This is a genomic window from Pelagibius sp. 7325 (assembly GCF_037652055.1).
Classification (GTDB): domain Bacteria; phylum Pseudomonadota; class Alphaproteobacteria; order Kiloniellales; family Kiloniellaceae; genus Pelagibius.
The window spans coordinates 849,547-862,773 of record NZ_JBBKAH010000003.1; the positions used below are offsets into that span (position 1 = coordinate 849,547).

At 66.3% G+C, this 13,227-nt stretch carries 12 protein-coding genes; 5 read left to right on the forward strand and 7 right to left on the reverse strand.

Annotated features, from left to right (window positions below; translation table 11 throughout):
* Window positions 1-25: 25 nt before the first annotated feature.
* The 3 genes from WDC82_RS13035 to dgcN are packed head-to-tail and all read right to left on the reverse strand — an operon-like array spanning window position 26 to window position 2,483.
* Complete coding sequence (locus WDC82_RS13035) at window positions 26-472, reverse strand: hypothetical protein (RefSeq protein ID WP_340117755.1); 447 nt, start codon at window positions 470-472, stop codon at window positions 26-28.
* A gap of 20 nt (window positions 473-492) precedes the next feature.
* Window positions 493-1,473 (reverse strand): N-acetyl-D-Glu racemase DgcA, encoded by a 981-nt coding sequence (dgcA, locus tag WDC82_RS13040; RefSeq protein WP_340117756.1) that lies wholly within the window; start codon window positions 1,471-1,473, stop codon window positions 493-495.
* An 11-nt stretch (window positions 1,474-1,484) separates the two neighbouring features.
* Complete coding sequence (gene dgcN / locus WDC82_RS13045) at window positions 1,485-2,483, reverse strand: N-acetyltransferase DgcN (RefSeq protein WP_340117757.1); 999 nt, start codon at window positions 2,481-2,483, stop codon at window positions 1,485-1,487.
* A 293-nt stretch (window positions 2,484-2,776) separates the two neighbouring features.
* Between dgcN and WDC82_RS13050 the strand changes: the two genes are divergently transcribed.
* Window positions 2,777-4,168 (forward strand): MATE family efflux transporter, encoded by a 1,392-nt coding sequence (locus WDC82_RS13050; RefSeq protein WP_340117758.1) that lies wholly within the window; start codon window positions 2,777-2,779, stop codon window positions 4,166-4,168.
* Window positions 4,169-4,208: 40 nt separating this feature from the next.
* Here the strand turns inward: WDC82_RS13050 and WDC82_RS13055 are convergent, their stop codons facing one another.
* The 4 genes from WDC82_RS13055 to WDC82_RS13070 form a co-directional block, all read right to left on the reverse strand.
* Window positions 4,209-4,745 carry a hypothetical protein gene (locus WDC82_RS13055; protein ID WP_340117759.1) on the reverse strand — a complete coding sequence of 179 codons (537 nt, stop codon included), beginning with the start codon at window positions 4,743-4,745 and terminating at the stop codon, window positions 4,209-4,211.
* A 236-nt stretch (window positions 4,746-4,981) separates the two neighbouring features.
* Entirely contained in the window at window positions 4,982-6,538 is a 1,557-nt protein-coding gene (locus WDC82_RS13060; protein WP_340117760.1) for an ATP-binding protein, read from the reverse strand.
* Between the two features lie 5 nt (window positions 6,539-6,543).
* Window positions 6,544-7,311, reverse strand: a complete 768-nt coding sequence (locus WDC82_RS13065) for a response regulator transcription factor (RefSeq protein WP_340117761.1) — start codon at window positions 7,309-7,311, stop codon at window positions 6,544-6,546.
* A gap of 63 nt (window positions 7,312-7,374) precedes the next feature.
* Window positions 7,375-7,968: a hypothetical protein gene (locus WDC82_RS13070; protein ID WP_340117762.1), complete on the reverse strand. Its 594-nt coding sequence runs from the start codon at window positions 7,966-7,968 to the stop codon at window positions 7,375-7,377.
* Window positions 7,969-8,587: 619 nt separating this feature from the next.
* Between WDC82_RS13070 and WDC82_RS13075 the strand changes: the two genes are divergently transcribed.
* From WDC82_RS13075 to WDC82_RS13090, 4 genes are all read left to right on the forward strand, one after another.
* On the forward strand, window positions 8,588-9,688 hold the full coding sequence (locus tag WDC82_RS13075; RefSeq protein WP_340117763.1) for a polyamine ABC transporter substrate-binding protein: 1,101 nt from the start codon (window positions 8,588-8,590) through the stop codon (window positions 9,686-9,688).
* 136 nt (window positions 9,689-9,824) lie between these two features.
* On the forward strand, window positions 9,825-11,003 hold the full coding sequence (locus WDC82_RS13080) for an ABC transporter ATP-binding protein (RefSeq protein ID WP_340117764.1): 1,179 nt from the start codon (window positions 9,825-9,827) through the stop codon (window positions 11,001-11,003).
* A 146-nt stretch (window positions 11,004-11,149) separates the two neighbouring features.
* A complete protein-coding gene (locus WDC82_RS13085; RefSeq protein WP_340117782.1) occupies window positions 11,150-12,079 on the forward strand; it encodes an ABC transporter permease subunit in 930 nt (309 codons plus the stop codon).
* Window positions 12,080-12,083: 4 nt separating this feature from the next.
* Window positions 12,084-12,905, forward strand: a complete 822-nt coding sequence (locus WDC82_RS13090) for an ABC transporter permease subunit (protein ID WP_340117765.1) — start codon at window positions 12,084-12,086, stop codon at window positions 12,903-12,905.
* The last annotated feature ends 322 nt before the right edge of the window (window positions 12,906-13,227 follow it).

Below are 13,227 nucleotides of genomic sequence, written 5' to 3' on the forward strand. Positions count from 1 at the left end.
GCAGTCCGGGTCCTCGACGCGCCGATCATTGCCGCGGCGCGCCCTGCCGGGCGAAGGCGTCCTCGATGTACTGCACGACGTCCTTCACCGGCAAGGTGAAGACGCCGGTCTGGCCGCGGCCGAAGGCGAGCCGCCATTCGGAATAACCTTCGCCGATGTTCGGCATCGGAGCGTCAGACGCCAGCAGCTCGACGACGCTGGCGTCGAGAGTCTCCTGGCTGACCGCCGCATACGGCAGGGTCTTTTGCACACCGCCTTCCATCAGGGCGTTCTTCAGCGCGAGCCCGTCGAGGTAGATGTGGAAGATCGGCCGCGTGCTGAGTTCGCGGTCGATGCGCACGATGTAGAGGCGCGAAGCCTCCTCGCCCGGCCGAGTCCGGTAGCTCCAAATCTGCCCGGCCTGGTAGTCGGCAGCGAGCGCGGGAAACGCCGACAACAGCAGGACGACGGCAAGGGCGGCTTTCTTCAGCATCGGCTGCACTCCAGTACGGCTCACCCCCAGAGGGCGGCGGCGGGCGGATGGACCAGGCTGTTCTCGATTTTCAGCGCCGGGTCGCGGTCCTTAGCCAGCAGCAGCGGGCCGTCGAGGTCGACCACCGCGGCCCCCTGACCCAGCAGCACGCCAGGCGCCATGGCCAGCGAGGTCGCCACCATGCAGCCGACCATGACGCCGAAGCCCGCGGCCTCGGCGGCGGCCTTCAGCTTCAGGGCCTCGGTGAGGCCGCCGGTCTTGTCGAGCTTGATGTTGATCATGTCATAGCGGCCCGCAAGGCCCGCCAGCGTCGCCGTGTCGTGGCAGGATTCGTCGGCGCAGACCGGGACCGGACGCTGGATGCCGGCCAAGGCCGCGTCGTCGCCCGCCGGCAGCGGCTGCTCGATCATCTCGACACCGAGCGCCTGCAGCTTGGGCGCCAGCGCCGTGTACTGCTCCGCCGTCCAGCCTTCGTTGGCGTCGACGACGATGCGCGCCTGCGGCGCGTTGCGGTGCACCGCGGCGACGCGGTCGAGGTCGTCCGGTCCGGCCAGTTTCAGCTTGAGGATCGGGCGATCGGCGTTGGCCGCGGCATTGGCGCCCATGTTCTCGACGCTGTCGAGCGACAGGGTATAGACCGTGGTGACCGGCCCCGGCTCGGGCAGGCCCGCCAGCTCCCAGTGGCGCTTGCCGCTGACCTTGCACTCCAGGTCCCAGAACGCGAGGTCGACGGCATTGCGCGCCGCGCCCGCCGGCAGCAGCGCTTGCAGCCCCTGGCGGTCGAGACCCTCGGCCATCGCCGCGTGCAGGCTTTCGATCTGTGCGATGACGCTCTGCATCGATTCGCCATAGCGGGCGTAGGGCACCGCCTCGCCCCGACCGAGATCGCCGTTCTGGGCGAGTTCGACCACCACCACGTCGGCGGTGGTCTTGCTGCCGCGCGAGATGGTGAAGGTGCCGCGGATCGGCCAGGATTCGGTACGGACCGTAAGAACCGTCATGCCACCCCGCCTCAGGCCAGCGCGTCGACGATCGGCGCGACGCCGGTGGCGAAGGGATCGACCGCCGGCAGTCCGAACTGGTCCGACAGGCCGGCCAGGTAGCCCTCGATCTTGGCCTTGTCCATCTGCGAGGTGTTCACCGCGATGCCGACGAAGCGCGCCTCGGGATTGGTCAGGCGAGCGGCGGCAAGGTTCGCCGCCATGCAGGCATCGAGGTCCGGCAGCTTGTACTCGGGCAGGCCGCGCATGTGGGCGCGCGTCGGCTCGTGGCACAGCACCAGCGCATCGGCCTGGGCGCCGTGCAGCAGGCCCATGGAGACGCCGGCGAAGGAGGCGTGGAACAGCGAGCCCTGGCCCTCGACGAGGTCCCAGTGGTCGGCGTCGTTGGCCGGCGCCAGGTACTCCACGGCACCGGAGATGAAGTCGGCCACCACGGCGTCGATGGAGACGCCGGAACCGGCGATGAGGATGCCGGTCTGGCCGGTGGCGCGGAAGTCGGCCTTCATGCCGCGCCCCTTCATTTCCTTTTCCAGCGCGAGGGTGGTGTACATCTTGCCGACCGAGCAGTCAGTGCCGACGGCGAGCAGCCGCTTGCCGGGCCGCTTCTTGCCGTTGGCGACCTCGAACTCGCGGGTCGGATGCCGCACGTCGAACAGCTGGCGGCCGTGCTGCGCCGCCGCCGCCTTCAGCACCGGCACGTCGACGAGGCGGTTGTGCAGCCCGGCAGCGAGGTCGTAGCCCAGCAGCAGCGCCTGCTCCAGCAGCGAGATCCACTTTTCCGAGAAGACGCCGCCGCGGTTGGCGACGCCGATGATGAGGGTCCTGGCGCCGGCCGCCTTGCCCTCTTCCAGCGTCATGTCGGTGAGGCCGAGGTCGGCCTTGCAGCCGTCCAGCCTGAGCTGGCCGACGCACCATTCCGGGCGCCAGTGGGCGACCCCTTGCGCGGTCTTGGCCGCGAGCTGGTCCGGCGCGTCGCCGAGAAAAAGAAGATACGGATGTTGGATCGCCATACGCCCCTCGGAAGTCTGTCTTGCCGGCCGTCGTGGGGGACCTGGTGCGGTCCCGGCCGATCGTTGGTTTGCCTACTGCCTGGCAGGGCCGCGCACACTCTCAAGCTTTCGAGCGGCGGATCGCCTTGCGGCCGGCATCTTAGTGATACCGGCGGGGCACGCCAAGCCGGGCAGGCGCGCAGTCATTGCAAGGCTGCTCCGCCTTCCAGACCGCGCCGCAAATCCCTATGATCCCTGCCCCCGACAATCCACAACCAGCGCGATACGCCTGCCTCGACCATGACCGAGCGCCGATGACCGAGCCGTCTTCGTCCCCCCATGCCGCCGCCACGCCACGCGGCGGCTGGAACCGCCGCGTGTGGCAGCTGGCGGGACCGATCATCCTTGCGAACCTAACGACCCCACTGCTGGGTGCGGTGGATACCGCGGTGGTCGGCCACCTGCCGGATGCCAGCTACATCGGCGGCGTGGCGGTGGGCGCCGTTATTTTCAGCTTCCTGTTCTGGGCCTTCGGCTTCCTGCGCATGGGCACCACCGGATTCACCGCCCAGGCGCAGGGTGCCGGCGACGGCGAGGAACTGCGCGCCTGCCTGTTCCGCCCGCTGGCTCTGGCGCTCGGCCTTGGTCTTCTGCTGATCCTGCTGCAGGCGCCGGTGAAGCTCGTCGCGCTGTGGGCCATCGACGCCAGCGCGGAGGTCAGCGCCCACACGGCCGTCTACTTCGACATCCGCATCTGGAGCGCGCCGGCCGCGCTGGTGAACTACGTGGTGCTGGGCTGGCTGCTGGGGGTGCAGCGCGCCCGCACCACCCTGGTGCTGCAGCTTTTCCTGAACGGCGTCAACATCGCGCTGGACCTGGTGTTCGTCATCGGTCTCGGCTGGGAAGTGGCCGGCGTGGCCTGGGCGACGCTGATCGCCGAGAGCGCCGCCGCGGTGCTGGGCGTCGCCTACATCTTCCACCGGCTGGGCCGCCTGCCTGACGCCGGAAACTGGAGGGCCGACTGGGTGCGGCTGAAGGATCCGACCCGCCTGATGGCGTTGGTCCGCGTGAACGCCGACATCTTCCTGCGCACCCTCTGCCTGCTGATGGTCACCACCATCTTCACCGCTGAGAGCGCGCGCTTCGGCGACGTGGTGCTGGCGGGCAACGCCATCCTGAAGCAGTTCTACGCCTTCATCGTCTATGGTCTGGACGGCTTCGCCCACGCCGCCGAAATCCTGGCCGGCAGCGCGCTGGGCGCGCGCAACCGCGAGACCTTCCGCCGCGCGGTAGTGGCCTGCACCACCTGGGGGGTGGCCTGCGCGGTGCTGACCAGCGCGGTGCTCGCCCTCGCCGGGCCGCTGCTGATCAGGCTGTTTACGTCGCTGCCAGCGGTTCAGGACAGCGCCGAGGCCTATCTGTGGTGGATCGTGGTAACGCCGATGGTGTCGGTGTGGAGCTTCCAACTGGACGGTATCTTCATCGGCGCCACACGCACCGCGGCGATGCGCAACGCCATGATACTGTCGTTCGGCGCCTTCCTGGCCGCCAACTGGCTGCTGCTGCCGGCACTGGGCAACCACGGCCTGTGGCTGAGCCTTATCCTCTTCCTCGCCGCCCGCGCCGTCACCCTGGGCCTTTACTACCCGGCGCTGGAGAGCAGCGTCGGTACCGACAGCGGGCCCGCCCGCGGCAAAGCGGTCTGAGCGGGACAGAGAGGCAAAAGGGAAGCGCGCGACCCGCGTATCAGGCGGAAACGGCCTGCGCGGAAATCGCGGCAGCAAGCAGCGGGCGGCTGGGCAGGTTCATCAGGAGGTCACGGGTCGCGTCGCCCTCATCGATGGCGGCGGCATCGCAGTGCATGACGGCGATCCTCACCGCCCCCAGCGGCAGGCCGCTGTGACGCAGGGCCTGTTCCAGGCGGGTCGAGATGCCGCTGTCCGCCGCCTCGTCGTCGACTCCCGGGGGATGGATGAAGATGACGATCAGCGCGCCGTCGGCGGCCAGTTCGGTGATCAGCGAGCAATCTTCGATGCCGGGGAGCCGGCTGTCGCAGCCGGGGGCCAGGGAGACGCGGCATAGCGAAAGCCGCTGGCGCAGGCCCTTGAGGCGCCTGAGGCTGCTGACGATGGCCGCCGGCAGCCTGCAGGGCGCCTGCCCTGAGGTGATGGAGAAAGAGGAATTCGCCGGCCGGGCTTTCGGGCCACCCGGCCGGCGACGGGGAAGCTCGGGGGAGTACCCGAAGGGAGGGGCCGTCAGAATGCTTCCCCTTTCCCACCTCATGTCGTCCGTCCCGTTCCCCAATGGGCCTAGGGGATCGTGACCGATGTCGACAACATGAGACGTCTGTTTGCTCCGCATCGGCATGAAGATAGCGCCGGACCGCAACCAATGGGTGCGTCAAAGTTGTGGCGGCGAACTCAACAAAATAATTAGCTGTACGATAAATCGGTAGCCGGCGGGCTGCCCTGCCAACAAAGACGCAGCGCGGGAATAGGGCCAAAATTGGGGCGAAAAGCTTAACCGGCTAGCGGGAAGCGCAGCACCATGGCGAGGCCGCCGTCAGGACGGTTTTCCGCTCGCACCGAGCCGCCGATCGCCTGGAGGTTGCGACGTACGATCCACAGGCCGATGCCCATGTGCGGGTTGCCCTCGCCGTCGTCGCCCTCGCCGGTGCCACTGGACTTCGGCTTGGAACGCAAGGAAACGTAGCGTTCGAAGATGCGGGTCAGCTCGCCGTGCGGCACGCCGGGCCCGCGATCCAGCACGGAAAGCTCCGCGCGTCCCTGCAGCGAGCGCAACTCCACGATGATCTTGGAGCCATTCGGCGAGACCTCGATCGCGTTGTCGAAGACGTTCTCGAGAACCGTCTCGATGAGGTCCTCGCCGGCCAAAACGTTAATATCCGGCTGCAGGCGCGCGTCGAGGATCAGCCGGCGGCTGGCGAAGGTATCGGCATAGGCCGACAGCATGCGCTCGACGATGCGGGTGAGGCAGATGCGCTGGCGCGGCGGATCGAGGAGCTCGGCCGTGGTCTCCTCCAGCCGGCGCGCGTAGGCGACCAGGTGGTCGAGACGGTCGATGGAGACCTCCAGCACGTCGAGGGCCCGCTGGCCGCGCACCTCGTCCGGCGCCACCATGCGCCTCAGCGGCTCCAGCGACTGGCGCATGATGGCAATGGGAGTCTTGAAGGCATGGGCATTGTCTTCCGCCGCAAGCCGGATGCTTTCGGCCGAGTCCTGCAGCGCCACGGTCATGCGGTCGAATTCTTCGGCAACGGGGGCAAGCTCCGGCACCCGGTTCTGCTGGGCGAAGCTGACATGGCTGGCACCGGTGCGGATGCTGCGCGCCAGCCGCCGGAAGCGCATGAGGCCGCGCCAGATCGACACGAAGAGGCCGATCGTGAAGATCGCCATGGCGAAGTAGATCGCCGCGGCGATGCGCACCTCGATGGTCTTCCAATAGGGCTGGTCGATCGAAGTGCCGAGGAACTCGGTGGTCGAGTGGGTGGTGATGACGGCCCAGCAGCCGGCGCCGGTGTTGATCGGCGTGATCGAGGTCAGGAGTTCCTCGGCGCCCGACGGCCGGCGGTGGCGCAGCGCCATGGAGAGCTCGCCCCAGCAGCTCTGCGCCAGGTTGTCGAACACGCCGCGCTCGACGAGGCGGTCGCGCTCCTCAGCCAGGTCGGTGGGGGCGATGGTCGGCTGGGAAGCGACGAAGAAGAAGCTCTCGGCGCCGAACTCGCCAGCCGGACGGAACAGCACCTTTACGCCGGTCTGCTTGGTGGCGAAGCGCGCCACCTCGTCGTTCAGCAGCGGCAGCGAGGAGATCTCCTGCTGTTCCAGCAGCGGCCGCAGACTTTCCGCCACCATGCGGCCCTGCTCGCGCACGCTCTCCATCAGCAGAAAACGCTTTTCCGCGTCGGCCTCGCGAAACTGGATATAAAGGATGATCGGAACCGCGCAGAAGATGACCAGCAGCAGCACGAGCTTGCTGATCAGCGAGCGGAACGGCAGCCCGAAGTAGAAGCTGTTGGAGACGGGCGGTGACGCCGGCCCCTCTACCCGGGCCACCATGACGCTCAGGCCTCGCCCTTGTCGCTCTGGTCGCGCCAGCGGTAGCCGAAGCCGGGATAATTCTCGATGCCGTCAAAGTTGTCGTCGACGTCGCGGAACTTCTTGCGGATGCGTTTGATGAAGGAGCGCACGTTGGCGCGGTAGCCGTCCGGCCCGTAGCCGGCAACGAAATCCTTTCCGCGCACGATATCGTAGATCTGTCGATAGGAGACATCGCCGCCCTGCTGCGACACCAGGAACAGCACGATGGCGAACTCGGTGAGCGTCAGGTCGACCTGCTGGCCAGCCCAGAAGGCCCGGCTGATGTCCGTCTTCAACTCCAGCGGGCCGTTGCGGATCACCGCCGGCGTCGGGCCGCCACCCTCCGAGGACGGCTTCACGCCCTCGGTGATCAGCTTCAGGCGCTGCAGGATGATGGGCAGCCGGCGCGACTTGTCGATGAAGTCGACGGCGCCCCACTTCAGGGCGGCTTCCTCGTAGATCTCGTCGCTGAGGACGGTGAGGAAGATGACGGGGGTCTGGATGCGGCACTCCCGCATGCGCCGCAGCACGGCGAGGCCGTCGAGGCCCGGCATGCGCCAGTCCAGCAGCACGGCTTCGGCCTCCTCCCCGGACATCATGAACTCGAGGGCGCTCTCGCCGTTGGCGAAATCGACCACCTCGTAGCCTTCTTCGGCGAGATTCAGTCCCAGGGATTCGCGGAAGAGGTCATCGTCGTCGACGATGAACACTCGGTTGAAGTTGGTCTCTGTCACGACCGGCTGAACTGCCATCATTGCATCTGCGCCATCGGCGCCCCCTTGTTGTTTTTCCTGCACCCCGCATCCCAACAGGTTTCAGCTGCCACCGTTTATCCCTTCTGCGGCCGGAACGGGCACAGTCGAGTCGGCCGCCCGCTTGGCCTCGGCCTGTGCCAGAAGTTCGCTAAAACATTGACGGGCGAAGTCTTTCGCCTCGGCGGATTTGGCCGCCTCCCCGGCCTTGGCGACCTCCCCTTCGGGGCCACCCTTCACCTCATAAGTCAGCACCCGAAAATCGGTTCCACCAACTTTGGGGTAGAAAAACACATGTAAGGCACAGTCGGGGCCGTTGTAGGCCCAAATCTTCGCAGGCGGCTGGTCGATCAATAGGGCGGGGTCGCCCAGAAGTGCCGTCGTGAGCTCGAAATCGAGCCCGACCAGCGAGTCGGGTTCGACCTGCGGCGCGCGCATGGCCTCGATGGCGGCCTGGGGAACTTCCGGCTTACGGATCGGCAGCGGCGGCGGCGGCTTCAACTGGGCCACTTCGTCCGTCACATCCTCAGGAAACCTGCCCGCGTTGCTCAGTGCCTGCTCGACAGGTACCTCGCTTGCGGTCTCCGCTGCCGGACCGCGAAGATCGGGGAACTGGACGCCCAGTTCCGCGCACGCGGAAAGACCCAGCAATGCCATCCCCAGGACCCCGGTTAGGAGTCTCATTATCATTTTCCTGATCTTCGCACCGTCCCGGCAGTACCCCGGAACCTCTCAATCGTGAACCCCAATTTCTTAACGAAATCCTAAGTTTGCTGTGGGGGAGCAATGCCGTGCCCAGTCCGCTACCTCAAGATACGACGCCAAGTGCCTAATCTGCAACGCATCCACCCGGGTGTGACAAATTTGGCACTGCAGCATTCCCGGTCTGGTGGAAACGTAAAGCCGCGGCCGACGGAGGGCTCACAACTACCCAGAGTTGCTTGCGAACAGCCCCAGGGTTGTCAGCCTATCGCCAAGTACCGGCCAGCCTCAACCGTCATGTTTTGCCGACAACCGCAGAGGAGACCGGCGCCGGGCGCCCTGCCCGGCGATGACCTGCCGGGTGGGGATGCGGCAGGATATGTGCCGGTCAAAAAAGGCGAAGTTAGGGCAGACCCGCCGTTGCCGCGGCCCCTGCGGCAGAAGCCGCCAGGCGGTTCATCTGGGATTGACAAGCAACGCCGGGACGCTTGATATCAAAGGAGGTATGGCCCCCAAGGGCCCAAAGCGGCGCAAACGAGCCACTCGAGAAGTCACGTCAAACAGGGAAGCAGGTATGAACAAATCCACATTTCTGGCCCCGGCCGGTGCGCTGATCGCGCTCGCCGCGGCTTTTGTCCCGGCACAGGCGCAGGAAAAAGTCGTCAACGTCTACAACTGGTCCGACTATATCGACGAGTCGATCCTCGAAGACTTCGAAAAGGAGACCGGAATCAAGGTCGTCTACGACGTTTTCGATTCCAATGAAGTGCTCGAGACCAAGCTGCTGGCCGGCGGTACGGGCTATGACGTGGTGGTGCCGACCGGCACCTTCCTGGCCCGCCAGATCCAGGCCGGCGCGTTCCAGAAGCTGGACAAGTCCAAGCTGCCGAACCTCTCCAACATGTGGGACGTGGTCGAAAAGCGCACTGCCAAGTACGACCCGGGCAACGACTATTCGGTCAACTACATGTGGGGCACCACCGGAATCGGCTACAACGAGGAGAAGATCCTGGAGCGCATGCCCGATGCGCCGGTGAACTCCTGGCGCATGCTGTTCGATCCGGAAGTCGTGTCCAAGTTCGCCGACTGCGGCATCCACGTGCTGGACGCCCCGACCGAGCTGATCCCCGCCGCCCTCAACTACATCGGCGAGGACCCGGACAGCCAGGACCCCGAGGTGATCGCCAAGGCCGAGGACGCCCTGATGGCGGTGCGCCCCTACATCCAGAAATTCCACTCCTCGGAGTACATCAACGCCCTGGCCAACGGCGACATCTGCCTGGCGCTCGGCTGGTCGGGCGACGTGCTGCAGGCCCGCGACCGCGCCGCCGAGGCCAACAACAACGTCACGGTGCACTACGTAATCCCCGACGAGGGTGCGCTGATGTGGTTCGACCAGATGGCGATCCCCGGCGATGCCCCGCATCCCGACAACGCGCACGCCTTCCTGAACTACATCATGCAGCCCGAGGTGATGGCCAAGGCGTCCAACTACGTCTACTACGCCAACGGCAACAAGGCCTCCCAGGAGTTCCTGAACGAGGACGTGATCGGCGACTCGGCGATCTATCCGAACCAGGCCGCCCTGGACAAGCTCTACACGACGTCTCCCTATGCCCCGAACGTCCAGCGGGTGGTCACCCGTTTGTGGACAAAGGTAAAGAGCGGCCAGTAAGGCAGCCGCCGGCCCCGCCCCCGCCGAATCGGGAGCGGGGCCGATTGCTTTTCTCAGAAGCATCTTGCAGGCTATGCCTGACGGTCGGCCAAGCAGGTCACTGGCCGCCAGGGCGGCAACCCGGGGGGACTACCGAATGAGTGATGCTGGAGCCGCAGGCAGCGTGGCGCGCAGCGGCAGTTCCGCCGCGCGGCAGCGCTGGGCCCCCTGGAACGATCCCAACGAGAAGCCGCACGTCCAGATCGCCGGCGTGACCAAGCGCTTCGGCGACTTCGTCGCCGTCGACAACGTCTCGCTGGACATCTTCAAGCGTGAGTTCTTCTCGCTGCTCGGCCCCTCGGGCTGCGGCAAAACCACCCTGCTGCGCATGCTGGCGGGCTTCGAGATCCCGTCCGACGGCAAGATTCTGCTGGAGGGCGAGGACATGTCCGGCGTGCCGCCCTACGAGCGGCCGGTCAACATGATGTTCCAGTCCTACGCCCTGTTCCCGCACATGAATGTGGAGAAGAACATCGCCTTCGGCCTGAAGCAGGACGGTGTGCCGAAGGCCGAGATCGACCGCCGCGTCGCCGAGGTCATCGACATGGTGCAGCTCAACGCCTTCGCCAGGCGCAAGCCGCACCAGCTTTCCGGCGGCCAGCGCCAGCGCGTCGCCCTGGCGCGCAGCCTGGTCAAGAAGCCGAAGATGCTGCTGCTCGACGAGCCGCTCGGCGCGCTGGACAAGAACCTGCGCACCCAGACTCAGTTCGAGCTGATGAACATCCAGGAGGAAACCGGCATCACCTTCGTGATCGTGACCCACGACCAGGAAGAGGCGATGACCGTGTCCAGCCGCATTGCGGTGATGGACCATGGCCGCATCGTGCAGGTCTCGACGCCCGGCGAGCTCTACGAGTATCCGAATTCCCGCTACGTCGCCGAGTTCATCGGCGAGGTGAACGTCCTGGAGGGCCGCGTCGCCGCGCGCGAGGGCGACCACCTGCTGGTGCAGAGCCCGGAGGCCGGCTGCGAGATCGAGACCGGGCCCAGCGGCGACGAACCGCAGGGGCGCCAGGTGTGGATCGCGCTCCGGCCGGAAAAGCTGATGATCTCCAAGGAGGCGCCGCCGCCCGGCACACGCAACTGCGTGACCGGCGAGGTATGGGATATCGGCTACCTCGGCAACATGTCGATCTATCACGTGAAGCTGGACAGCGGGAAAATGGTCACGGTGACCCAGGCCAACATGGCCCGTCTCATCGAGCGGCCGATCACCTGGGAAGAGCGGGTTTACCTGACCTGGGCGCCCAACGCCGCCGTCGTGCTGCTGAACTAGGAAGGCCCGACGGGGAAGGCCCAAGGGGGAAACGGGGAACGGGGATGGCGCAGCCAGGCGACAGCGAGACCGGCAGCAAGATCGCCTTCATGAGCGGGCGCAGCGCCAGCGCGGGCGCGCTGGCCGGTCTGCACGCCCGCCTGCTGATGTTCCCGCCCTACAAGATCCTCTGCGCGCTGCTGAAGCGCCTCGGCTTCTCCGGGCGCAGCGCCGTCATCGCGATCCCCTATCTCTGGCTGCTCGCCTTCTTCCTGGCGCCCTTCCTCATCGTGCTGAAGATCAGCTTCGCCGAGGTCCAGGTGGCGATGCCGCCCTACACGCCGCTGGTCACCTTCATCGAGGACGGCTGGATCGCCTTTCACGCGACCATCGGCAACTACCTCTTCCTGCTGGAAGACAGCCTCTACATCAATTCCTATCTGAGTTCGCTCAAGATTGCGGCGGTTTCCACGCTGCTGACCCTGGCGATCGGCTATCCCATCGCCTACGGCATGGTGCGCGCGCCGCGGCGCTGGCGCTTCGCCCTCCTGATGCTGGTCATCCTGCCGTTCTGGACATCCTTCCTGATCCGGGTCTACGCCTGGATCGGCATCCTGAAAAAGGAAGGCCTGCTCAATTTGGCGCTGATGAACCTGGGCGTCATCAACGAGCCGCTGACCATTCTCAACACCGATACCGCGGTCTACATCGGCATCGTCTATTCCTACCTGCCCTTCATGGTGCTGCCGCTCTACGCCAACCTGGAGAAGCTGGACCTCAGCCTGCTGGAAGCCGCGGCCGATCTCGGCTGCCGGCCGATCAAGGCGTTCTGGGTGGTCACCGTGCCGCTGTCGCTTTCCGGCATCATCGCCGGCTGCTTCCTGGTCTTCATTCCGGCGGTCGGCGAGTTCGTCATCCCCGACCTGCTGGGCGGCTCGGAGACGCTGATGATCGGCAAGACCCTGTGGAGCGAGTTTTTCAACAACCGCGACTGGCCGCTGTCGTCCGCCGTCGCCGTCCTGCTGCTGCTGGTGCTGGTCATTCCGATCGTGCTGTTCCAGCGCATGCAGGAACGCAATGCGCGCGCGGAGGCGTGAGGACATGCGGCACGGCCTGACCTGGTTCAACATCGCCTCGCTGATCCTCGGCTTCCTGTTCCTCTATCTGCCGATCGCGCTGCTGATCATCTACAGCTTCAACGAATCGCGGCTGGTCACCGTGTGGGGCGGCTTCTCGACCAAGTGGTATGGCGAGATGCTGCAAAACGAGGGGCTGCTGAACGCCGGCTGGGTGACCCTGAAGGTGGCCTTCACCGCATCCTGCTTCGCCACCGTGCTGGGCACCATCGCCGGGCTCATCATGTCGCGCTTCGGCACCTTCCACGGCCGTACGCTGTTCTCCGGCATGATCTATGCGCCGCTGGTGATGCCGGAGGTGATCACCGGCCTGTCGCTGCTGCTGATGTTCGTTGCCGTCGCGCTGGATCGCGGCTTCGTCACCGTCACCATCGCCCACATCACCTTCTCCATGTGCTATGTCGCGGTGGTGGTGCAGTCGCGCCTGGTCAGCTTCGACCGCTCCATCGAGGAGGCGGCCATGGATCTCGGCAGTCCGCCGGCGCGCACCTTTTTCCAGATCACCCTGCCGATCATCGCGCCGGCGGTGGTCGCCGGCTGGCTCCTGTCCTTCACCCTGTCGCTCGACGACCTCGTGATCGCCAGCTTCACCACCGGCCCGGGCGCCACCACCCTGCCGATGAAGATCTACAGCCAGGTGCGCCTGGGAGTGACGCCGGAGATCAACGCCGTCTGCACCATCCTGGTCGGCCTGGTGGCGACCGGGGTGCTAGCCGCCTCGCTGATCACGCGGCGCCAGGAGATGAAGCGCGAATCGGAAGAGCGCATGGCGGCGGCAGGCGGCTGACGGAGGGCGGCTGACGGCTTGCGTTCGGGCGGTTTTCCACGGCCCGGCAATCTTCTGGTGCGGGGGCTCTTCGCCCTGCTCCCCGCGCCCTGGACCTGCCCGCCGCGCGTGGACCGGTAGGGGGCCCGGAGCCCCCGGCGCAATGGCTGCGCGGGGAGCTCCGGCCGACCGCTATTTCTTTCCCGCCTCGCCCTTTTTGAGGGTGAAGGCTTTTTCGATGTAGCGGATGATCTGCTCGACGGATGCGGCGATGCTGTCGCTGGCGGTATCGACGACGAGGTCGGGTGCCTCGGGGGGCTCGTAGGGGGCCGAGACGCCGGTG

Bases quoted from the DNA above. Each gene is read 5' to 3' on its own strand.
- WDC82_RS13075 (WP_340117763.1), top strand. From the start codon at position 8,588: ATGAACAAATCCACATTTCTGGCCCCGGCCGGTGCGCTGATCGCGCTC.
- WDC82_RS13050 (WP_340117758.1), top strand. From the start codon at position 2,777: ATGACCGAGCCGTCTTCGTCCCCCCATGCCGCCGCCACGCCACGCGGC.
- dgcA (WP_340117756.1), bottom strand. From the start codon at position 1,473: ATGACGGTTCTTACGGTCCGTACCGAATCCTGGCCGATCCGCGGCACC.
- WDC82_RS13060 (WP_340117760.1), bottom strand. From the start codon at position 6,538: ATGGTGGCCCGGGTAGAGGGGCCGGCGTCACCGCCCGTCTCCAACAGC.
- WDC82_RS13035 (WP_340117755.1), bottom strand. From the start codon at position 472: ATGCTGAAGAAAGCCGCCCTTGCCGTCGTCCTGCTGTTGTCGGCGTTT.
- WDC82_RS13065 (WP_340117761.1), bottom strand. From the start codon at position 7,311: ATGGCAGTTCAGCCGGTCGTGACAGAGACCAACTTCAACCGAGTGTTC.
- WDC82_RS13090 (WP_340117765.1), top strand. From the start codon at position 12,084: ATGCGGCACGGCCTGACCTGGTTCAACATCGCCTCGCTGATCCTCGGC.
- dgcN (WP_340117757.1), bottom strand. From the start codon at position 2,483: ATGGCGATCCAACATCCGTATCTTCTTTTTCTCGGCGACGCGCCGGAC.
- WDC82_RS13055 (WP_340117759.1), bottom strand. From the start codon at position 4,745: ATGAGGTGGGAAAGGGGAAGCATTCTGACGGCCCCTCCCTTCGGGTAC.
- WDC82_RS13080 (WP_340117764.1), top strand. From the start codon at position 9,825: ATGAGTGATGCTGGAGCCGCAGGCAGCGTGGCGCGCAGCGGCAGTTCC.
- WDC82_RS13070 (WP_340117762.1), bottom strand. From the start codon at position 7,968: ATGGCATTGCTGGGTCTTTCCGCGTGCGCGGAACTGGGCGTCCAGTTC.
- WDC82_RS13085 (WP_340117782.1), top strand. From the start codon at position 11,150: ATGTTCCCGCCCTACAAGATCCTCTGCGCGCTGCTGAAGCGCCTCGGC.